This window comes from Streptomyces sp. NPDC047042 (assembly GCF_040644035.1).
GTDB lineage: Bacteria > Actinomycetota > Actinomycetes > Streptomycetales > Streptomycetaceae > Streptomyces.
This window is the reverse complement of sequence record NZ_JBEYVP010000056.1, coordinates 22653-43752: the sequence shown is the minus strand read 5'-3', so window position 1 is coordinate 43752 and position 21100 is coordinate 22653. Positions and strand designations below refer to the sequence as shown.

General features: G+C 71.7%; 18 protein-coding genes and 2 pseudogenes. 11 read left to right on the top strand and 9 right to left on the bottom strand.

Going from position 1 to position 21100, the window contains the following annotated elements; translation table 11 throughout:
• Position 1: 1 nt before the first annotated feature.
• From ABZ855_RS43165 to ABZ855_RS43150, 4 genes and pseudogenes are all read right to left on the bottom strand, one after another.
• The gene (locus ABZ855_RS43165; RefSeq protein ID WP_360817730.1) at positions 2-655 is read right to left on the bottom strand and encodes a class I SAM-dependent methyltransferase; all 654 of its coding nucleotides are present in this window, start codon (positions 653-655) and stop codon (positions 2-4) included.
• 154 nt (positions 656-809) lie between these two features.
• On the bottom strand, positions 810-2357 hold the full coding sequence (locus ABZ855_RS43160; protein ID WP_360817727.1) for an MFS transporter: 1548 nt from the start codon (positions 2355-2357) through the stop codon (positions 810-812).
• A gap of 167 nt (positions 2358-2524) precedes the next feature.
• Entirely contained in the window at positions 2525-3157 is a 633-nt protein-coding gene (locus ABZ855_RS43155) for a response regulator transcription factor (RefSeq protein WP_360817790.1), read from the bottom strand.
• A 983-nt stretch (positions 3158-4140) separates the two neighbouring features.
• Positions 4141-5166, bottom strand: a pseudogene (locus ABZ855_RS43150) (histidine kinase); the annotation flags it as partial.
• A 302-nt stretch (positions 5167-5468) separates the two neighbouring features.
• On the opposite strand from ABZ855_RS43150, the gene ABZ855_RS43145 reads away from it, so the two are divergent.
• From ABZ855_RS43145 to ABZ855_RS43135, 3 genes are all read left to right on the top strand, one after another.
• Positions 5469-6329, top strand: coding sequence for a MaoC/PaaZ C-terminal domain-containing protein (locus ABZ855_RS43145; RefSeq protein WP_360817724.1), 861 nt, complete (start codon positions 5469-5471; stop codon positions 6327-6329).
• Between the two features lie 117 nt (positions 6330-6446).
• Positions 6447-7523, top strand: a complete 1077-nt coding sequence (locus ABZ855_RS43140) for a Zn-dependent alcohol dehydrogenase (RefSeq protein ID WP_360817721.1) — start codon at positions 6447-6449, stop codon at positions 7521-7523.
• Positions 7524-7535: 12 nt separating this feature from the next.
• Entirely contained in the window at positions 7536-8561 is a 1026-nt protein-coding gene (locus ABZ855_RS43135) for a 3-oxoacyl-ACP reductase (protein ID WP_360817718.1), read from the top strand.
• A 116-nt stretch (positions 8562-8677) separates the two neighbouring features.
• On the opposite strand, the gene ABZ855_RS43130 is transcribed toward ABZ855_RS43135, so the two are convergent.
• Positions 8678-8851 (bottom strand): hypothetical protein, encoded by a 174-nt coding sequence (locus ABZ855_RS43130; RefSeq protein ID WP_319205255.1) that lies wholly within the window; start codon positions 8849-8851, stop codon positions 8678-8680.
• 97 nt (positions 8852-8948) lie between these two features.
• Positions 8949-10184, bottom strand: a complete 1236-nt coding sequence (locus ABZ855_RS43125; protein ID WP_360817713.1) for a hypothetical protein — start codon at positions 10182-10184, stop codon at positions 8949-8951.
• A gap of 197 nt (positions 10185-10381) precedes the next feature.
• Here ABZ855_RS43125 and ABZ855_RS43120 point away from each other — a divergent pair, with 197 nt between their 5' ends.
• From ABZ855_RS43120 to ABZ855_RS43110, 3 genes are read left to right on the top strand one after another with little or no spacing between them, the layout of a single operon-like run.
• Positions 10382-11287, top strand: a complete 906-nt coding sequence (locus tag ABZ855_RS43120) for a Nif3-like dinuclear metal center hexameric protein (RefSeq protein ID WP_360817710.1) — start codon at positions 10382-10384, stop codon at positions 11285-11287.
• Positions 11284-12027 carry a C4-type zinc ribbon domain-containing protein gene (locus ABZ855_RS43115; RefSeq protein ID WP_319205573.1) on the top strand — a complete coding sequence of 248 codons (744 nt, stop codon included), beginning with the start codon at positions 11284-11286 and terminating at the stop codon, positions 12025-12027. The genes ABZ855_RS43120 and ABZ855_RS43115 overlap by 4 nt, the downstream gene beginning before the upstream one ends.
• 22 nt (positions 12028-12049) lie before the next feature.
• Positions 12050-13282, top strand: a complete 1233-nt coding sequence (locus ABZ855_RS43110) for a bifunctional RNase H/acid phosphatase (protein ID WP_360817707.1) — start codon at positions 12050-12052, stop codon at positions 13280-13282.
• Here the strand turns inward: ABZ855_RS43110 and ABZ855_RS43105 are convergent.
• Together ABZ855_RS43105 and yaaA are read right to left on the bottom strand one after the other, a co-directional pair.
• A pseudogene (locus tag ABZ855_RS43105) lies at positions 13257-13620 on the bottom strand (keto-deoxy-phosphogluconate aldolase); the annotation flags it as partial. The gene ABZ855_RS43110 and the pseudogene ABZ855_RS43105 sit on opposite strands and share 26 nt — an antisense overlap.
• 171 nt (positions 13621-13791) lie before the next feature.
• A complete protein-coding gene (gene yaaA, locus ABZ855_RS43100) occupies positions 13792-14574 on the bottom strand; it encodes a peroxide stress protein YaaA (protein ID WP_360817704.1) in 783 nt (260 codons plus the stop codon).
• A gap of 89 nt (positions 14575-14663) precedes the next feature.
• Here yaaA and ABZ855_RS43095 point away from each other — a divergent pair, with 89 nt between their 5' ends.
• On the top strand, positions 14664-16106 hold the full coding sequence (locus ABZ855_RS43095) for an RNB domain-containing ribonuclease (protein WP_360817701.1): 1443 nt from the start codon (positions 14664-14666) through the stop codon (positions 16104-16106).
• A 29-nt stretch (positions 16107-16135) separates the two neighbouring features.
• Here ABZ855_RS43095 and ABZ855_RS43090 read toward each other — a convergent pair whose 3' ends face one another.
• Entirely contained in the window at positions 16136-16477 is a 342-nt protein-coding gene (locus ABZ855_RS43090) for a helix-turn-helix transcriptional regulator (RefSeq protein ID WP_360817698.1), read from the bottom strand.
• A gap of 255 nt (positions 16478-16732) precedes the next feature.
• On the opposite strand from ABZ855_RS43090, the gene ABZ855_RS43085 reads away from it, so the two are divergent.
• The 4 genes from ABZ855_RS43085 to ABZ855_RS43070 all read left to right on the top strand — a co-directional run bounded on the left by ABZ855_RS43085 (position 16733) and on the right by ABZ855_RS43070 (position 20960).
• Entirely contained in the window at positions 16733-17419 is a 687-nt protein-coding gene (locus ABZ855_RS43085) for a response regulator transcription factor (protein ID WP_360817787.1), read from the top strand.
• 99 nt (positions 17420-17518) lie between these two features.
• Positions 17519-18883 (top strand): histidine kinase, encoded by a 1365-nt coding sequence (locus ABZ855_RS43080; protein ID WP_360817695.1) that lies wholly within the window; start codon positions 17519-17521, stop codon positions 18881-18883.
• A gap of 179 nt (positions 18884-19062) precedes the next feature.
• A complete protein-coding gene (locus ABZ855_RS43075) occupies positions 19063-20475 on the top strand; it encodes an NAD(P)/FAD-dependent oxidoreductase (RefSeq protein ID WP_360817692.1) in 1413 nt (470 codons plus the stop codon).
• Positions 20476-20672: 197 nt separating this feature from the next.
• Positions 20673-20960 carry a hypothetical protein gene (locus ABZ855_RS43070; RefSeq protein WP_319205275.1) on the top strand — a complete coding sequence of 96 codons (288 nt, stop codon included), beginning with the start codon at positions 20673-20675 and terminating at the stop codon, positions 20958-20960.
• Positions 20961-21100: the final 140 nt, after the last annotated feature.

Genomic DNA, 21100 nt, shown 5'->3' with positions numbered 1-21100 from the left:
CTCAGACCCCGACCCCCGTCCGCCGCAGAACCCGCAGCGAATCCGTCGCCGAGACCTCCGTGAACGCGCCCGAGGCGAGGGCGCGGAGGTAGATGCGGTACGGGGCCTGGCCGGTGAACTCGTCCTTGGGGTCGGGGAAGACGTCGTGGATCAGCAGGAGGCCGCCCGGCGCGACATGCGGGGCCCAGCCCTCGTAGTCGGCGGTGGCGTGCTCGTCGGTGTGGCCGCCGTCGATGAAGACGAGGGCGAGCGGTGAGTTCCAGATCCGCGCCACCTGTGGTGAACGTCCGACGACCGCGATGACGTGGTCCTCGAGACCGGCGGTGTGGAGCGTGCGCCGGAACTGGGGAAGCGTGTCCATGATGCCGAGCTGGGGGTCGACCGTCTCCGGGTCGTGGTAGTCCCAGCCGGGCTGCTGCTCCTCGCTGCCCCGGTGATGATCGACGGTGATGGCCGTGACGCCGGCCGCGCGGGCCGCGTCGGCGAGCAGGATCGTGGAGCGCCCGCAGTACGTCCCGACCTCCAGCAACGGCAGCCCGAGCGCCCCCGCCTCAACGGCGGCCGAGTACAGCGCCAGCCCCTCCCGGGCGGGCATGAACCCCTTGGCCCCCTCGAAAGCGGCCAGAACCTCGGGCTTGGGCGCTGCGGCGGTCATGGGGGCCTCCCGGTCGTACGTGTGTGCGGAAGCCCATGGTGCCCTACCCCCGGGTAACTGACCGACAGGGGGCACGACTCACGACTTGAGGGGCGCGGGGAACTGCGCGCCCAGCCACAACGGACCCGCAGTCACACCACGCCCCCACACCTCATCAGTCCCCTCGGCCGCCCCCGCGCGGGCTGCTGCCCTCCGCGTCCAGGACCCGCCCACTGACCCCGGCCGCGAGCGCCTCCTCGGCCCGTGCCAGGTTCGCGTCCTCCTCGCTGCTCGCCCGCAGCTGCGGCTGAGCAGAGCGCCGGCCCGGGAGGAACAGGGCCAGCAGCAGCCCGACCGCCACCGCGCCGGTCGCGATCAGGAAGGAGACCCGGAAGCCGTGCATCGTCGGGATGGCGACGCCGCCGACATGGTTCGCGGTGTTGGCGAGCACCATGCCGATGACGGCGCTGGACACCGACGTACCGATGGACCGCATGAGGGTGTTGAGGCCGTTGGCCGCGCCGGTCTCGGAGGCCGGGACCGCGCCGACGATCAGGGCGGGCAGGGAGGAGTAGGCGAGGCCGATACCGGCGCCCAGCACCACCGCGATGACCACGGACTGCCATGCGGCGCTCATCAGGCCGAGGCCGGCGCCGTAGCCGATCGCGATGATCAGCATGCCGATGATGAGGGTGACCTTGGGTCCGTACCTGGCGGAGAGGCGGGCGTAGACGGGCGCCGTGAACATCATGGTCAGGCCGAGGGGCGCCACGATCAGGCCTGCCGTGACCATCGACTGGCCGAGGCCGTAGCCGGTGGAGGTGGGCAGCTGGAGGAGCTGGGGCAGGACGAGCGAGACGACGAAGAAGGAGACGCCGACCATGATCGAGGCGAGGTTGGTGAACAGCACGGCGGGCCGGGCGGTGGTCCGCAGATCCACCAGCGGGGCCTTCAGACGCAGCTCCAGTACGCCCCACAGAAGCAGGACGACAGCGGACGCGGCGAACAGGCCGAGCGTGGTGCCGGAGGCCCAGCCCCAGTCGCTGCCCTTGGTGATCGGGAGGAGGAAGAGGACGAGGCCCACGGACAGTCCGACCGCCCCGAGCACGTCGAAGGTGCCCTCGGCGCGCATCGGGGACTCGGGTACGACGAGCAGGGTGAGGACGATGGCGAGGGCGCCGAGGCCGGCGGCGCCGTAGAAGAGGGCGTGCCAGTCGGAGTTCTGGGCGATCAGTGCGGCGACGGGGAGGGCGAGGCCGCCGCCGACGCCGATGGAGGAACTCATCAGGGCCATCGCGGAGGGCAGCTTCTCGCGGGGCAGCAGGTCGCGCATCAGACCGATGCCGAGCGGGATGGCGCCCATGGCGAAGCCCTGGAGCGTACGTCCCGCGATCATGGTCAGCAGGTCGCTGGTGAGCGCGCTGATCAGGGCGCCGGCCACCATCACGGAGAGGCTGGTGATCAGTAGACGCCGCTTGCCGTACAGGTCGCCGAGCCGGCCCATGATCGGCGTGGCCACGGCTCCGGAGAGGAGGGTCGAGGTCAGCACCCAGGTGGCGTTGCTGGGCGAGGTGCTCAGGAGCTGGGGCAGGTCCTTGATGACGGGGACGAGCAGGGTCTGCATGACCGCGACAACAATGCCCGCGAAGGCGAGCACGGGGACTATGGCCCCGCCGGTTCTGCCGGTGTCGCCGGCCGGCCGGTCGGTCGTCGTATGCGTCATGGGGTGGAGCCTCCAGGCGGGTCCGGATGGGGGACGTACACGTGGATAAAGCCGTGTGCCTGGGCAACTATTCCGATGTTTTGGCTTACTAACTAATCCTTGACCTGTTCATGGGAATCTGATCTCCCGTCACACGAGCCCGCCACACGGTCCCGTCGCGGAGGCGCCTAGAGCCAGCCCTGCTGCCTGGCCTCCCGTACCGCCTCCATGCGGTTGCGGGTGCGGGTCTTGCCGATGGCGGCCGAGAGGTAGTTGCGGACCGTCGACTCGGAGAGGTGCAGTACGACGGCGATGTCGGCGACCGTCGCACCGTCCACCGACGCGTTCAGCACCTCGCACTCCCGCGCCGTGAGCGGGTTGGGCCCCGCGCTGAGCGCGGCGGCGGCGAGGACGGGGTCGATGACCGTCTCGCCGGTCAGCACGCGCCGGATCGCCACCGCCAGCTCCTCCACCGGACCGTCCTTGACGAGGAAACCGGCGGCCCCCGCCTCCATGGCCCGGCGCAGATAGCCGGGGCGGCCGAACGTGGTCAGGATCAGTACGCGGCAGTCCGGGGCCTCGTCGCGGAGCCGGGCGGCGGCGTCCAGGCCGCTGATGCCGGGCAGTTCGATGTCGAGGAGTGCCACGTCGGGGCGGTGCAGGAGGGCCGCGTCGACGATCGCGTCCCCGGCCGCGACCTGGGCGACGACCTGGATGTCCGGCTCCATCCCGAGCAGCAGGGCCAGCGCGCCGCGCATCATCTGCTGGTCCTCGGCGAGGAGGACTCTGATGGACTTCGCGGGAGGGTGATCCCGGGGCATCTCGTTCACGGCGTAAGGGTAGGGCGGATGCGGCCGTTGAGCTGGGTGTTCGGCTCGGCGTCGAGCTGGGGGGACGATGATTCCCGCGAGCTTCGCGGCAGCGCCGCCGTCAGCAGAAAGCCGCCTCCTGGCACCGGCCCGGCCTCGACCGAGCCGCCCACCGCCGCCAGCCGTTCCGCCAGCCCCTTGATCCCGGTACCGCCGATCCCGGGCCGCGCGCACCCCGGGGAGCCCTCGGGCACCTGCATCGGCCCCGTCCCGTTGTCCGCAACACGCAGACACACCCACTCACTCGTGCCCAAGTCCTGCAACCGCATCCCCTCCCCGGACGCGCCTTCCGACCCCGCCCCTACCAAGCCCGCCCCCCGCGATCCCGAACCCAGCGGGGGCGCGCCCTCCGCGCCCGAGGCCTCCCCGGTCGTGGTCGCCGGGCTCGTGCCCGCCGTGCTCGAGCTGTCGCCGGTCGTGGCCGCGGCGCCCGTGGCCTCCGCGCCGGAGTCATCCTCGGCGGTGCCTTTCGGCCCCGTGCCCACCAAGCCCGACCCCCGCGATCCCGAACCCAGCGGGGGCGCGCCCTCCGCGCCAGAGCCTTCCCCGGTCATGGTCGCCGCGCTCGTGCCCTCCGGGCCTGGGCCCCTGTCTATCGCGCCCGCGCTCGTGCCCTCCGCACCCAGGTCCCTGCCTGCCGTGCCTGTGCCTCTGCCTACCGCACCCGTGCCTCTGTCCACCGGGCCCAGGTCCCTGGCTACCGCACCCGTGCCCCTGCCCACCGCACCCATGTCCCTGCCTACCGCACCCGTGCCTCTGTCCACCGGGCCCAGGCCCCTGCCCGCCGCACCCGCTCCCATCGCGCCCGAGCCCGCCCCGGTCATGGTCGCCGCGCCCGAGCCCCGCGAGCGCGCGCCCTCCGCTCCCCAGCGCGTCCCCCGCGCGCTCGCACCCCCCGTATCCGACCTCCGCGCCCCCGACCCTGCCGCCCCCTCCACCGTGATCTCGCACCGTGTCGCGTCGCTGTGCCGTACGACGTTCGTGACCGCCTCTCTCACCACCCACCCCAGCAGTGCCTCCGCCGTCGGTGACAGGGGTGGGCCCGAGCGGTGGATCACCGGGGTGATGTCCGCCGCCGTCAGGACCGACTCCGCGCGGTCCAGCTCTGCGGCCAGGCCGCCCTGGCGGTAGCCCGTCACCGCCTCGCGGATCTCCGTCAGGGCCTGGCGGCCCACCGACTCGATGTCCGTGATCTGGTGCAGGGCCGCGTCCATGTCCCGGGGCGCCAGCCGACGCGCCGCCTCCGACTTGACCACGATCACCGACAGGGTGTGGCCCAGCAGATCGTGCAGGTCACGCGAGAACCGCAGCCGCTCCTCCTCGACCGCGCGGTGCGCCAACTCCTCGCGCGCCGCCCGCAGTTCACGTACCGCCTCGGCCAGGGACAGGATCGCCGCCGTCACCATCGTCGACAGGAACGTCCCGTATGCCACGTTCAGCGCGTCCCAGCCCTCGTGTACGGCGGACACGGCCCCCGCCAGCGCCGCGAGCGAGAGTCCGGTGCGGCCCAGCCACGGGCCGCGCATCACCGCGCCCGTGGCCAGCCCGAGCAGCGGGAAGAAGTACAGCCAGGTGCCGCCGTACCCGATGGCCAGCGCGCAGGTCAGCGTGCCCATGGCGACGAGCGCCACCCGCGTGGACCTGGCGGCCCGCGTCTCCTTCGTGAAGGCACGGAACGTGACGAAGATGTAGAGGGAGTTGAAGGTGAGCAGCCCCAACGCGCCGATCCAGGGCAGCGGGGTCCGGCCCTCGAGGAGGTTGGAGAAGGAGCCCAGGCCCAGCAGCAGCCAGGGCAGCAGGGCGAAACCGGTGGGCGGCGGCCCCGGGTTCTCCGGTTCCGGCACACCCGCCTTCCGCGCGGCACGCCGGGCGGCCTTGTACCGCGCCATGTCCGCCCGCCAGCGCATCCGCTCCACGCGCCACTCGCCCACCAGGCAGGCGGCCTTCCGTATCCACGACATGTGCGACAGCGTACGAAGCGGGCGGCACGCCGGGCAGATGCCGATGTACGGAGTCCGGCAGGACAAATGTCCCGGCCCGGCGTGCCGGGCGGCCCGGGGCCACCGAGCTGACGCATCGTCAGGAGTATTCACAACTCGGGACCGCTCGGCTATACAACAGGGGGCGCCGGACTGGAACGCGTTCTAGATCGGCCCGTATCGACCTCGGTACGGCCGACGGTGCGGACGGTCGTACCGAGGTCTCAGTCCCGCGAGTTGTTTGTCTGGTGAGATGCCCGTCCCACTAGTTGATCAGGAGCCCCATGCCCATTGACGCCGCCAAGGCCGTCGCCGCCGAACCCCGGTCCGCAGAGATCGCCTGGGGACGCAAGGACGTGCAGCTCTACCACCTCGGCATCGGCGCCGGCCTCCCCGCGACCGACCCCGGCGAACTCCGCTACACCCTCGAATCCCGGCTGCATGTCCTGCCCAGCTTCGCCACCGTCGCCGGCAACGACTCCCCGGACGTGATCGGCGGCCTCTCCATGCCCGGCGTCGACGTCGACCTCGCCCACGTCCTGCACGGCGGCCAGAGCATCGAACTGCACCGTCCGATCCCGGTCGAGGGCAAAGCGCGCGCCACCGGAAGCATCGCCGCCGTGTACGACAAGGGCAGCGCGGCGATCCTCGTCATGCGCACCGAAGTCGCCGACGCCGACGGCCCGTTGTGGACGAGCGACGCGCAGATCTTCGTACGCGGAGAGGGCGGCTGGGGCGGCGACCGTGGACCCTCGAACCGGCTCCCGGCGCCCGACGGCGATCCCGTGAAGGTCGTCGAGCGGACCGTCCGCGAGGACCAGGCGCTGCTCTACCGGCTCTCCGGCGACTGGAACCCGCTGCACGCCGACCCCGAGTTCGCCGCCCGCGCCGGGTTCGAGCGGCCCATCCTGCACGGGCTGTGCACCTACGGCATGACACTCAAGGCGGTCGTCGACACGGTCCTCGGCGGGGAAGTGGGCCGGGTCCGCGCGTACCGCACGCGCTTCGCCGGGGTCGTGTTCCCTGGCGAGACCCTGCGCATCCGGATGTGGACGCCCGGACCGGACCGCGTCCAGGTGTCGGTCACCGCCGTCGAGCGGGAGGACGCGCCCGTACTGGCGGACACCGTCGTCGAACACTCATGAATCGCACACGCGACCGCGCACGCGACCGCGCACGCGACCGCACATGCAACCACACACCCGACCGCACACCCGTGGGTTGAGCTTCGTACCAAGCATGTTCCTGAGGGGAGCCGCATCATGCGCGCAGCCGTACTGCACGAGATCGGGCAGGACAAGCTCGACGTCCTGGACGACGTCGAGGCCGTGGGCTTCGGCCCCGGGAAGGTGAGGATCCGGGTACGGGCCACCGGGCTGTGCCACTCGGACCTCTCCGCGATGAGTGGTGTGCTTCCGCAGCCGGCTCCCTTCGTCCCGGGCCACGAGGGCGCCGGGGAGATCCTCGAAGTGGGGGACGGTGTAACCCACTTGAAGGCCGGTGACCGGGTCGTCGTGTGCTGGCTGCCCGCCTGCGGCGAGTGTCCCGCGTGCAAGCGCGGCCAGACCGAGCTGTGCCTGGCCGGGTTCATGAACGCGGGCACCCCCAACTTCAGGCGCCCCGGCGGGGATGTCTTCGGTATGGCCGGCACCGGCACCTTCGCCGAGGAGGTCGTCGTCGCCGCGGGCTGCGCCGTGCCCATCCCCGACGACGTGCCCTTCGACATCGCCGCCCTCATCGGCTGCGGAGTCACCACCGGACTCGGCGCCGCCCTCAACACCGCTGACGTGACCGCCGGTTCGTCGGTCGCCGTCATCGGCTGCGGAGGCGTCGGCATCTCCGCGATACAGGGCGCGCGGCTCCAGGGCGCCGCCGAGATCGTCGCCGTCGACCCGGTGCTCTCGCGCCGCGAGTCCGCGCTCAAGTTCGGTGCCACCAAGGCCGTTTCGCCGGACGAGCTGGCCGACGCCAAGCAACAGCTCACCGGCGGCGAGGGGTTCGACTACGTCTTCGAGGTCGTCGGCCGCTCCGCCACCGCCCGCACCGCCTACGACACCACCCGGCGCGGCGGCACCATGGTCGTCGTCGGCGCGGGCGCCATGGACGACAACCTCCAGCTCAACATGTTCGAGTTGTTCTTCGACGAGAAGCGCATTCTGCCGTCCATGTACGGCGGCGGCGACGTCCTGCGGTCCTACGAGCGCACGATCGCCCTCTGGCGCGCGGGCCGCGTCGACCTCGCGGGCCTCATCACCCACCGCGTACCGCTCGCCGGCATCAACGAGGCCCTCGACCAGATGCGCACGGGAACCGCACTGCGTACGTGCATCGAGATCTGAGGGGCGACACCGATGTCACTGCCGTCACCTTCACCGTCATCGTCATCGTCACCGTCGCCGCTACCGCTACCGCTACCGCTACCGTCGTCGCCACTTGAGGGGCTCGCCGCGATCGTCACGGGCGCGGGGCGCGGGCTCGGCCGGGTCGAGGCACTGGAACTGGCCCGGCTCGGCGCGGCCGTCGTCGTCAACGACTACGGGCAGCCCGGCCGGGACGGCTCGGGCGAGGCGTCCGCCACCCCCGCCGAGGAGGTCGCCGCCGAGATCCGTGCGGCGGGCGGCACGGCCATCGCGCACACCGGGGACGTGGCCGACCAGCAACAGGCCCGTGAACTGGTCGAGTTGGCGATCGCCGAGTTCGGGAAGCTGGACATCCTGGTCAACAACGCGGGCATCCTGCGGGACCGCATGATCTTCTCCATGACGGAGGGGGAGTGGGACGCCGTCATCCGGGTCCACCTCAAGGGCCACTTCAACACGACCCACTTCGCCGCCGCACACTGGCGGGGCCGCGCCAAGGCGACCGGCGCGCCGGTGTACGGGCGGATCGTGAACACGTCCTCGGAGGCGTTCCTCGCCGGTTCGGCGGGACAGCCCAACTACGCCGCCGCGAAGGGCGGCATCGTCGGGCTGACCACCTCCACGGCCCTCGCCCTCGCCAAGTACGGCGTGACGGCGAACGCGATCTGCCCGCGCGCCCGGACGCGTATGACCGAGGACGTCTTCGGCGACTTCGAGCAGAGCGAGAACGGTCAGAACGGTCAGAGCGGCCTCGACCCCCTCGCCCCCGAGCATGTCGCCCCGCTCGTCGGCTATCTGGCCTCACCGGCCGCCGCACATGTCAACGGACAGTTGCTCGTCGTCCACGGCGGGATGGTCGCCGTCGTCGAACGGCCCCGGGTGGCCGCCAAGTTCGACAGCAAGCAGGACACCTTCACCTACGACGAACTGGACGCCCTCCTCACCCCGCACTACGCGGCGCGACCCGCCGGGGAGACGTTCGCGGCGGCGGAGGTGCTCGGCCTCAAGCACGGCTGACCCGGCGCCGACAGCGCCGACAGCGCCGACAGCGCTGACACGCAGAGCGGCCCCGCCCGTAGCCAACCGGGCGGGGCCGCACAGTACTTGACGTACTGGACGTACTTGACGTGTCGTCAGGCCCGGTTCTCGGCCTGCTCGGACGGCTTGCGGTGACGGCCGTGCGGGGTCGTCTCGTCGTTGTGGGCCGAGACGGGACCCCGGTGCCTGCCCTGGCCCCTGCTGTGGCCGGTGGCCTCGTGGGCGTCGGCGGACAGCGGCTGAATGGTGCTGGTGCTTGCGTCGTTCATCGGTAACTGTTCACCCCGTCAACATGATCTTTCTAACAGCCGGATGATCTTAACCAACCCACCCACGGGTGACACGAGCCGCACACACGGACCGGGACTACTTCGTTACAAGCTTCGCCACTTCGTTACCCGGCTTCCCGGTCTTCGTCACGAGCCGCCCCAGCGGAGCCTGCTGCAAGGGCACGGGCCGAGCCACGGCGACAGGCGCCGGAACACCCGTCTCCGTCCCCGGCTCAGCGTTCGCCTCCGCGCCCGTCACCGCCCCCGACACGCAACCCGGACCACTCTCCCCACCCTCCCCCCTCTCCATACCCTCCCCGGGCTCCTCGGCCCGCACCCGGACCACCCCGCACGGCACCTCCCCCGTCGCGTACGGCAGTTGCAGCTCGCCGTCCCTGCTCCACAGCCCGACCCCCGCCAGCCACCCCTCCGGCGCCGGAAAGTGCCGCACCTGCCGCGCGGCGGGCCGCCACACCCCCACCCAGCTCCCCGCCGAACCCTCGACCCGCAACGCCACTCCGCAGCTCTCCGGCGTCAACATCTGCCCCGGCTGGATCGCGAACGGCGTGAGCGCGCACCCGTCGATCCGCAGGCACTCCGGGAACCGCACCGGCAGCGTGCTGCCCAGCACCCCCCAGGCCAACCGTTCCTGCCCGCCGGGCGAGGGCGCGTCCGAGCCGATCAGCAGCAGTCCGCTGTCCGCGTCCGCGAGCAGCAGCCGGTCGTTGCTCTCCGCCGAGATCTGCAGCAGCGGCGACACCTCGCCGTCGCGCTCCAGGTCGACCACGACCGCCTTCGTGCACCCCCCGGCCTCCCGGTCCAGGGCGAGCAGCCGGCCCGTGCGGTCCAGCCAGACCCCGCCCGAGCAGCGGCCGGGCACCTCCGTGACGTACTCAGGGCCGAAGGCGCCGCCCGCCACCAGCCACACCGTCGTCGAACGCGGGCCCAGGGCGAGGGCGTACGCGCGGTCGCCGCCCGGAGCCGGGGGCAGCAGCCGCAGCGGGGTGCCGGGGTCGGGGCACTCGACGGCGCCGAGGGGGAGTTCGCCGGTGCCGGGGCCGGTCGGGTAGAGCAGCGCGAAGGTGTGCCGGCCGTCGATCGGACGGTGGATGAGGACGCGCCCATCGCCCATCGGCAGCACCTGCGTACCGGGCTCCTCCGGCTGGTTGCCGGGCAGCGGCACGGCGTACGGCTCGGGTCCGTCGAGCGTCCAGCGCTCCGGGAACCAGGAGTCGCCGCTGCGCGCGAGCCGGGCGCCGTAGGCACCGTCCGCAGTGATCGCGCACTCCGCCCGCGGGTACACCACCGCGGGTTCGATCGCACAGGCCGTCATCGATCGGTCACCTCCGGCGACGAAGGTAGTTTTCGCACGCACAGGCGGGGGACCCGGCAGCGCCCATTTCACACATAAGGGTGGCCAAGTAACGATTCGCCTGAGGAAACGGCGGCGCGTGTGCTGACCGGGGTGGGGGACCAGAGGGTGTGGGCGTACCGGTTCAGGCGCGCGGACCAGCCAGGTAGCCTAGCTTCGTGCCTCGTCTGTCTGAAGTCATCGCCGCGCTGGACGCCCTCTGGCCCCCCGAGCGGGCCGAGTCGTGGGACGCGGTCGGCACGGTCGCGGGCGACCCCGACCAGGAGGTCACCCGGGTCCTGTTCGCCGTGGACCCCGTCCAGGACATCGTCGACGAGGCCGTGAAGCTGGGCGCCGATCTGCTGGTCACCCACCACCCGCTCTATCTGCGCGGTACGACCACGGTCGCCGCGGACACCTTCAAGGGCCGGGTCGTGCACACCCTCATCAAGCACGACATCGCCCTGCACGTCGCCCACACCAACGCCGACCGCGCCGACCCGGGAGTCAGCGACGCCCTCGCCGGCGCCCTCGACCTGCGCGTCGTACGACCTCTCGTACCGGACCCCTCCGACCCCGCCGGCCGACGCGGCCTCGGCCGGGTCTGCGAGCTGGACCACCCGCTGACCGTCCGCGAGTTCGCCGCCCGCGCCGCCGAACGGCTGCCCGCGACCGCGCAGGGCATCCGGGTCGCCGGCGACCCCGAGGCCCTCGTCCGCACGGTCGCCGTCAGCGGCGGCTCGGGCGACAGCCTCTTCGACGACGTACGCGCGGCCGGTGTCGACGCCTTCCTCACCGCGGACCTGCGCCACCACCCGGCATCCGAGGCCCGCGCCCACAGCGCCCACAGCACCGGCACGGGCACCGGCACCCACAACCCCCTCGCGCTGCTCGACGCGGCGCACTGGGCCACCGAGTGGCCCTGGTGCGAGCTGGCCGCCGCCCAGCTCGACGAGATCTCCGACCGTCACGGTTGGGGCCTGCGGGTCCATGTCTCCGCGACGGTCACCGACCCCTGGACCGCCCACGCGGCGTCCACCACCACATCTGCAGCTACCTCCGAAGCACTGGGAGCCCCCAACTGAACGCCGCGCCCGCCGACCAGATCCGCCTTCTCGACGTCCAGGCCCTCGACGTCCGCCTCCAGCAGCTCGCGCACAAGCGCAAGTCGCTGCCCGAGCACGCCGAGATCGAGTCGCTGACCAAGGACCTCACGCAGCTGCGCGACCTGCTGGTGGCCGCGACGACGGAGGAGAGCGACTGCGGCCGTGAGCAGACCAAGGCCGAGCAGGACGTGGACCAGGTGCGCCAGCGCGCCACCCGCGACCAGCAGCGTCTGGACTCCGGCGCCGTCAGCTCGCCCAAGGACCTGGAGAACCTCCAGCGCGAGATCGTCTCCCTCGCCAAGCGGCAGGGCGACCTGGAGGACATCGTCCTCGAGGTCATGGAGCGCCGTGAGTCCGCGCAGGAGCGGGTCGCCGAGCTGACCGAGCGGGTCGGCGCGGTCCAGGGCAAGATCGACGACGCGACCGCGCGGCGCGAGGCGGCGTACGAGTCCCTCGACGGCGAGGTGGCCACGGCGACGAAGGAGCGCGAGGTCATCGCGGGCTCGGTGCCCGAGGACCTCCTGAAGCTGTACGACAAGCTGCGCCTGCAGCAGGGTGGAGTGGGCGCCGCCCGCCTCTACCAGCGCCGCTGCGAGGGCTGCCGCCTGGAGCTGAACATCACCGAGGTCAACGAGGTGAAGGCCGCCGCCCCCGACGCCGTACTGCGTTGCGAGAACTGCCGCCGCATCCTGGTGCGTACCTCCGAGTCCGGTCTGTAAAGGTCCTTAAGGAGCAGGTGGCGTGCGGGAGTTCATCGTCGAGGCCGACGGCGGTTCCCGGGGCAACCCGGGTCCCGCGGGCTACGGTTCGGTCGTCATCGACGCGGCCACGGGCGAGACGCTGGCGGAGGCGGCCGAGTACATCGGCATCGCCACCAACAACGTCGCCGAGTACCGGGGCCTGATCGCCGGCCTGCGCGCGGCCCGCGCACTCGACCCCGCGGCCACTGTCCGCGTCCGTATGGACTCCAAGCTGGTCGTCGAGCAGATGTCGGGCCGCTGGAAGATCAAGCACCCGGACATGAAGCCCCTGGCTGCCGAGGCGGCCCAGGTGTACCCGGTCGCCGGGCAGGTGACGTACGAGTGGATCCCACGCGAACGCAACAAGCACGCGGACCGCCTGGCAAACGAGGCGATGGACGCGGGCAAGCGCGGCGAACAGTGGTCGGCATCGGCTTCGACGGCGGAACTTCGCACCACAGGCTCAGGCGTCCCACCCAAGGGGCGCGGGGAACTGCGCGACCAGCCCCCACCGGCCGGCACTGTGACAACGGCCGAGAAGACCGAAGTCGACGCCCGCGCCGCGCACAAGGTGGCAACCCCTCGCACAGGCTGGGCCCCCGCAGACATGGGCGCCCCCGCCACCTTCGTACTCCTCCGCCACGGCGAAACCCCCCTCACCCCCCAGAAGCGCTTCTCGGGCAGCGGCGGCACCGACCCGTCCCTCTCGGACGTGGGCCGGGACCAGGCCGAGCGCGCGGCGGCCGCCCTGGCCGCGCGCGGCACGATCGAGGCGATCATCGCCTCCCCACTGACCCGCACCCGCCAGACCGCCGCCGCGGTCGCGACCCGCCTCGGCCTCGACGTCACCATCGACGACGGCCTGCGCGAGACGGACTTCGGCGCGTGGGAGGGCCTGACCTTCGGCGAGGTGCGCGAGCGCTACCCGGACGACATGAACGCCTGGCTGGCCTCCCCGGACGCCGAACCGACGGGCGGCGGCGAGAGCTTCGCGGCGACCGCACGCCGGATGGCCGTCACCCGCGACAAGCTGATCGCGGCCCACGCGGGCCGTACGGTCCTGCTGGTCACCCACGTGACCCCGATCAAGACCCTGGTACGCCTGGCCCTGGGCGCCCCGCCCGAGTCCCTGTTCCGCATGGAACTCTCGGCGGCCTCGCTGTCGGCGGTGGCGTACTACACGGACGGCAACGCGAGCGTACGGCTCTTCAACGACACGTCGCACCTGCGCTGAGCGCCGCCGCCCGACGGGCCGGCGTCTCGACCCGCTCCCAGTCGCGCGCGGCGATCGCATCCGCACGTTGGGCAGCGCGAGGACAGAACCGGGCCTGGGGGAGCGGCCCGGCCAGGGATTTCAGATACGCGGTGCCACCGGCCGCCTCCGCCGGAAAGAACTTCATCTCGCTCACCCCGCGCTCGCGGCACCCCGGACGCCCGCATGGACTCCAGCAGTACGTCCGTCCACCCCGGACTCACAAGAAAACGGGCCCCGGCGGCAACGGCATCGGCAACGGCCCGAATGGCTTCCAGCGCAACGGGCGTACGCAGGGTGACCTCAATGGCGGGCAGCCCCCGGCAACAACACCCGCAAGCTCAAGAACGGATGGGATTACACGCAAAGACCGTTGCACATACTGCAATGGGCCAGGAAACGCGCCCTATAGGGGCGCGGGGAACTGCGCGACAAGCCCCCACGGCGCAGCACCCGCCGAACAACACGACGCGCCCCTCGCGGAGCGCCCCTCAATGAACCTCGTCCACCAACACATCAAGCCCCCAAGCCACCCCACCCCTCCCCGCCACCGCAACCTCCACGACATACCCCAGCTCCCGCAACACCTCCACCAACTCCCCGGGCCCGGAGGGCACCGCCCCTCCACTCACCAGACTCCGCACAATCCGCCCCTTGGTCGCCTTGTTGAAGTGACTGACAACCTTCCGGGTAGGCGCATGCAGCACACGCACGGTAGCCGTCCTCCCCGCAACCTCCCCCTTGGGCTTCCACGCCCCCGCATACGCGGCCGACCGCAGATCGAGAACAAGCCCCTCCCCGGCAACCTCGGGCAGAACCGCCGCCATCGGCGCACGCCAGTGCGCCCCCAACGCCCCGAGCCCCGGCAGCTTCACCCCCATCGAGCACCGGTACGAGGGAATACGGTCCGTGATCCGGACGGCACCCCACAGCCCCGAGAAGACCAGCAGCGACCGCGCGGCCCGCTTCTTCGCGGCGGCGTCGAGAGAGGCGAGGTCGAGCGCGTCGTACAGCACCCCCGTGTAGACCTGCCCGGCGGGCCGAGCGCCCGCCGTCAACAGGTTGACGTTCTTGGCGACCTCACCCCGCAGCCCCTCACTGAGCCCGAGCACCTCACGCGCCTTGTCCTCGTCCCCGACGCACAGCTCCACGAGCTCCGCGAGCACGGCCTCACGGGCGGCGGTCAACCCCGGCAGGGACAGCGACTCCAGCTTCAGCGGGGCGCCGCGCCCCGAAGCGGCCTTGCCTTCGGAGGGGGGCAGCAGGACGAGCACGGTGAGTTCTCCCAACAGGTACGCGGCGTCGACTCGCGTCAGATTACGTGGTGAGGCGGGCCCGCCTGATCTGTGCCTACGCTCGTTCCATGCCCCGCCGCCCCATACGCGTGACCGGTGCCCCCGAAGCCCCGCTCCGGGCCGCCCTCACCGCCCTGCGCGCCGAACTCGGCGTCCCCGACGGCTTCCCGCCCGCCGTACTGGCCGAGGCGGACCGGGCCGCGATGGCCCTGCCCCCTCCGGCGGTCGACGCCACGGACATCCCCTTCCTCACCATCGACCCGCCCACCTCCACGGACCTCGACCAGGCGATGCACCTCTCCCGCCGCCCGGGCGGCGGTTTCCGCGTCCGGTACGCCATCGCGGACGTGGCGGCGTTCGTCGTACCCGGCGGAACGCTGGACAAGGAGACGCACCGCCGGGTCACCACGCTCTACTTCCCGGACGAGAAGACCCCGCTGCACCCACCCGTGCTCAGCGAGGACGCGGCGAGCCTCCTCCCGGGCCGCACCCGCCCGGCCGCCCTCTGGACGATCGACCTCGACGCGGACGGCCGTACCGTCACCGCGGACGTGCACCGGGCGCTCGTCCGCAGCCGAGCCAAACTTGACTACGCGGACGTACAGCACAGGCTCGACACCGGAACGGCGGAGGAGCCGCTCGCCCTCCTCAAGGACATCGGCGAGGCACGGGAACGCCTCGAGGTCGAACGCGGCGGCATCTCGCTGAACGTGCCCGAGCAGGAGATCGTCGAGGACGCGCACACCTACAGCCTCACCTACCGCGCGCCCCTGCCCGCCGAGGGCTGGAACGCGCAGATCTCCCTCCTCACCGGCATGGCGGCGGCCGAGCTGATGCTGGCGTACGGCACGGGCGTACTCCGTACCCTCCCCGCCGCCCCGGACGGCGCGGTCGGCCGGCTGCGCCGCACCGCCCAGGCCCTGCACATCGACTGGCCGCACCATGTGTCGTACGCGGCCCTGATCCGCTCCCTCGACCCGCACCGCCCCCACCACGCGGCCTTCCTCCAGGAGTGCACGACCCTGCTGAGAGGCGCCGGCTACACGGTCTTCCGCGACGGCGAAGTCCCCGACATCACGACCCACTCGGCCGTGGCCGCGCCCTACGCCCACTGCACGGCACCCCTGCGCCGCCTGGCCGACCGGTACGCCTCGGAGATCTGCCTGGCCGCCGTCGCCGAACAGCCCCCGCCCGACTGGGTGTTGGCGGCCCTGGACGCCCTCCCCGGGGAGATGGCCGAGGGCGGACGACGCGCGGGCGCGGTGGAACGCGGCTGCGTGGACATCGTCGAGGCCGCGATCCTCAAGGGCCGGGTGGGGGAGGTCTTCGAGGGCTGCGTGGTGGACGTGGAGGAGCGCGAACCGACGGTCGGGACAGTGCAGTTGGAGTCTCCGGCGGTGGTGGCGAGGATCGAGGGCGACGGGGTTCCGCTGCCGCTGGGGGAGCGGCTGCGGGTACGGCTCACTCGGGCCGAGCTGGGGGTGGCGGGGGTGCGGTTCGCTCCGGCGTGAGGGCCCGTCGGGCTATGCGGCGCGGAGGGCTACGCGGCGCGGAGGGGCCGGGTCCGGACCCCGCTCCGTCCCGTCAGGCGGAACGTTTCGTCCAGCCGGTCCAGCCCGCCCGACCACGCTGAACGGTCCGTGAGCTCGGTCCGGTCCGTTCGCAGCGCGAGGATTTCCGCGCGCAGTGCGATCGCGACGAGATGTGTGCGATTTTTCGCGCACAACTTCTCCCGGATGCTGCGCATATGGGAGGCCACCGTACGGGGCGAGATCGACAGTTGGTCGGACATGTCCGCGTCCGACATACCGTGGGCGGCCAGCAGGAGGATCTCCAGTTCCCGGGTGCTGAGTCGGCCGGAGCTGTCCACTGTCACTGCCATGGTGCCTGCCTTGTTCGGAGAAGGGGCAAGGGATGGGGAGTCAAGGAATGGGGGGTCAAGGACCAGCGGCGGATTCCGCCTGGTGCGTCGTGACTCTTCCGTGACTCCCGGGCCCCGGCCATCGGTCATTGGACCGATACCCGGAAGTAGGCATCGGCCGATCGGCGGGAAGATCCCCCCAACTCGCTCGATCCCTATGGCCGTTCGCTCCGCCGGCTTTCCGTGGACGGCCGGATCCGGCACGTGATCCATGGCATGCTCGGCTGCGTGAGCCGTACACCCACACGCGTGCTGATCGCCGACGACCAGGACCTGGTCCGGGCCGGTTTCCGGCTCATCCTCGACGCACAGGAAGGCATCGAGGTGGTCGGAGAGGCCGCCGACGGGCTCGCGTGCGTGGAGTTGGCGCGCGCGTTGCGGCCGGACGTGTGCATGGTGGACGTCCGTATGCCGAAGCTGGACGGGCTGGAGGTGACGCGTCTACTCGCGGGCCCCGGAGCCACCCACCCGACGCGGGTCGTGGTGGTCACCAGCTTCGACCAGGACGACTACCTCAACGTGGCGCTGCGCAACGGAGCTTGCGGCTTTCTGCTGAAGGACGCGGCGCCCGCGCTGCTGGTCGAGGCGGTGCGGGCGGCGGCCCGCGGTGACGCACTGGTCTCGCCCGCGGTGACGCTCCGGCTGCTGAAGCAGCTGGAGCGGGCGTCGGCGCCGGCCGATGACGCCTGCGACCCCGAATCAGCGCTCAGCGCAAGGGAGTTGGACGTGGCTCGACTGGTGGCGGTGGGCCGTACCAATCAGGAGATCAGTGACGAGCTGTGCCTGTCGCTGTCGACCGTGAAGACACATCTGGGTCACATCCACCACAAGCTCGGTGTGCGCAACCGGGTGGAGGTCGCCGCCTGGGCCTGGGCCAACGGAGCTGTACGGATGGGACATTGACCGTCGTTCTGTGATGATCCTGTATTCGATCTGTGTCCCTGCCCACAGATCCTTCCACTCGCTGTTGGACAGGCGCCCGCCTGCCTAGCCTCCGGTTGTATGACAACTTCGTCACTCGCGGCACTCTCGGCTCGAGCGACCCAGCCGCACCAGGGCCCTCCTCGATCACCCGTGCGGGGGTGGCTGACCCGCCGCACCCTGTACCCGGCGCTGGGCATGCTGTGGATGGTGGACATGGGGATCATCGGCTCCCGGCAGCGCGGCCCCCTCGACTGGCTGCCGCTCGTGACCGGCCCCCTCGCCCTGGCGCTGCTGCTCGTGCCGGAAGCGCGCCTGAGCACCGAGTTACGGGCCGGAATCTCCGCGGCCGGTTCGACGGCGGTGACGCTGGGCACCTGCCTCATGGGCTGGGCCATGCCCGAATGGGGGCTGCTGGAGACGGCCTGCATGCTGGTCCTGGTCGCCCGTGTCTGCCATGACGTCGACCGCCCCGGCATCGCCCTGGCACTGGCGGCCGCGATGGGGGTCAGCATCATCGACGAACCCCTGCGCACCGGGGGCACCGGAATCACCCTGACCTATCCCTTCCTGCTGACGTTCGCCGTCGGCGGGGCGGTCGGAACCGGCTGCTACCTGCGTACCCTGGCCGCCCGGCGCAGGCGCACGATCGCCGCCGTACGGCTCGCCGAGCGGGTGCAACTCGCCCGGGAGCTGCACGACTTCGTCGCTCACCATGTGACGGGCATCATCGCCCAGGCGCACGCCGCCGGGGTGATCCACGCGAGCGCGCCCCAGCAGATCGGCCCCATCCTGACCAACATCGCCGAGGCCGGGCAGCGGACCATGGACTCGATGCGCCGCCTGGTCCGCGTACTGCGCGAGGAAGGCGAGCAGACCACCGTCGAGCACACCACCGTCGAGGTGCCGGACGAGCCGTACGCCGAACTCGTCAAACTCGTCTCGGCGTTCAGTGGCCAGGGCGACGGATCGACCGCCCAGCTCGAGATCACCCGCGCCGCCCGCAGAAGCGACCTGCTGCCCGAGGTGGGCTCCGCGGTCCACCGAGTGGTACAGGAGGCGCTGACCAACGTACGACGGCACGCGCCGGGCGCCCAGGCGACCGTACGCGTCCACCGCACCGGACACGACCTGCTGCGGGTCGATGTCTACAACACCGCCTCCCAGCGCCGGAGTTCCCTCCCCACGGGAGGCGACGGCGGCTACGGCCTGATCGGTCTGCGCGAACGCGCGGAGGCGGTCGGCGGCTCCCTGACCGCGGGCTCCGCCGACGACGGCGGCTGGTGGCTCATCGCCCATTTCCCGCTGCTCGAACAGCCCGCCCTCCAGAGCGTGGAACGCCCCGCCGCTGCGGTTCCCTCGCCCCGCCCGCCACAACCCGGACGCCACGCCAAGCGCAATGCCCGTAAGGAACCCGAGCCGGAGATGAACTGGGACGCGGTGTAGGCGATCCGGCGCGAGAGTTAGGCAATTCTACGAATGCGCCGGACCGGGGCGGCCCCTAATGTCGGAGACCCAAAGGTGCCGGGACGGCCTTCACACGTTCCGCAGAGTGGTGAAACGGCCCGGGCCGGGCCCTGCCGAGGGCCCGGCCCAGCCATTCTCGAAGTGACGGGAGGAGGCCCATGAGTACGGCCGTCGTGGTGGGCAGCGGCCCCAACGGGCTTGCCGCCGCCGCGTACCTCGCCCGGGAAGGCGTGGAGGTCACCGTGCTGGAGGCCGCCGACACCATCGGCGGCGGCACCCGCACCAGCGAACTGACCCCGGGACTCCTGCACGACCACTGCTCCGCCACCCACCCCATGGCCGTCGGCTCCCCGTTCCTGCGCGGCCTCGACCTCGGCCGCCACGGCCTCAGCTGGTGCCTGCCGGACATCGACTGCGTGCACCCGCTGGACTCCGGCGAGGCCGGGGTACTGCACCGGTCGGTGGCGGAGACCGCCGACGGTCTCGGCGGTGTCGACGCCCGCAGCTGGCGGCAGGTGTTCGGGCCGCTCGCGGGCGGCTACGACGAGCTCGCCGAGGACCTCATGCGGCCCCTCGCCCATCTGCCGCGCCATCCCCTGCGCCTGGCCCGGTTCGGGCCACAGGCCCTGCTGCCCACCGCCGTCGTGGCCCGGCTGTGGCGGTCGGAGGCCACCCGCGCGCTCTTCGCCGGGGTGGCCGCGCACGCGTTCCGCCCGTTCAACCGGCCGGCGAGTGCCGCGGTCGGGCTGACCATCATCGCCGCCGGCCACCGCCACGGCTGGCCCGTGGCCGCGGGCGGTTCCCGGGCGATCAGCGACGCGCTGGCGGCGCTGATCGTGGAGCTCGGCGGCCGGATCGAGACCGGGATCCGGGTGCGCTCCCAGGCCGACCTGCCCCCGGCCGACATGGTCCTCTTCGACCTCGCGCCCCGCGCGGTCGCCGACATCCTGGGCGACCGGCTGCCCGCGCGGGTGGCCCGGGCGTACCGCCGCTACCGCCACGGACCCGGCGCCTTCAAGGTCGACTTCGCCGTCCAGGAGGGCGTGCCCTGGCGGAACGAGGCGGCCCGCCGGGCCGGCACCGTCCATCTCGGGGGCACCTACGAGGAGGTCGCCGCCGCCGAACGGGCCATCCACGCCGGGCGCATGCCACAGCGGCCCTTCGTGCTCGTCGGCCAGCAGTACCTGGCCGATCCACGGCGTTCGAAGGGCGACGTCCACCCCGTCTGGACGTACGCGCACGTCCCGCACGGCTACGACGGCGACGCCACGGAGGCGGTCGTCGCGCAGATCGAACGCTTCGCCCCCGGATTCCGCGAGCGCGTCCTGGACATGGCCGTCCGCTCACCGGCCGCCTTCGAGGAGTACAACCCGAACTACGTCGGCGGTGACGTCGTCGCCGGCGCGAACACCGCCCGCCAGCTGGTGCTGCGCCCCCGCGCCGCACTCGACCCGTACAGCACCGGTGTGCCGGGCATGTACATCTGCTCCGCCGCCACACCACCGGGAGCGGGCGCCCACGGCATGTGCGGCGCGAACGCGGCGGCGTCGGCGCTGCGCCGAATTCGATAAGTCTCGACAATCCCCTTACCGAAAGGCCCGGACCGCGTGGTCCGGGCCTTTTTCGCGCCGCCCTCAACCATGTGAACCCCGTCACTCTGAAATTAATCAATTTTCTGGATGTGGGCCCCTGGGGCCGCCCGTAGTGTTCTTTCTCGAAGGGCACGGAAAAAGAATCTCCGAAGCCCTCTAAACGAAAGGGAAAGCGAATGAGCAGCATTGCGAAGGCCATGGACCGTATGGACCTCCCCGTGGAGGGTGTCATCCTCGCGTCCGCTCGTCCCACCCTCGGTACCCCGCGCATCGGCCGGATCAACGGAGCCAACGCCCTCAACGCGCTCGCCGCCCTGGGGGACCTGGCTCAGGTCGCCGGCGGTGTCGGCCAGGTGGTCGGCGCGGCCAGCGCGGTCGAGGCCAACAACGCCGCGGTGGACGCCAACAACGCCGTCGCGAACGCCGCGAACGCGCAGGCCGCGGCCGTCGGCGGCACCGTCTGATCGATTCGAGCAATCGATTCGAGGCGCATGAAAAAACTGCCGGGCCAGAGGTGTGTTCTGGCCCGGCAGTGCGCCCTGAGGCAAATAAATCGCAGCAAGAGGCTACCACGAAAGAGGGGCCCATGAAATTCAGCGGAAAA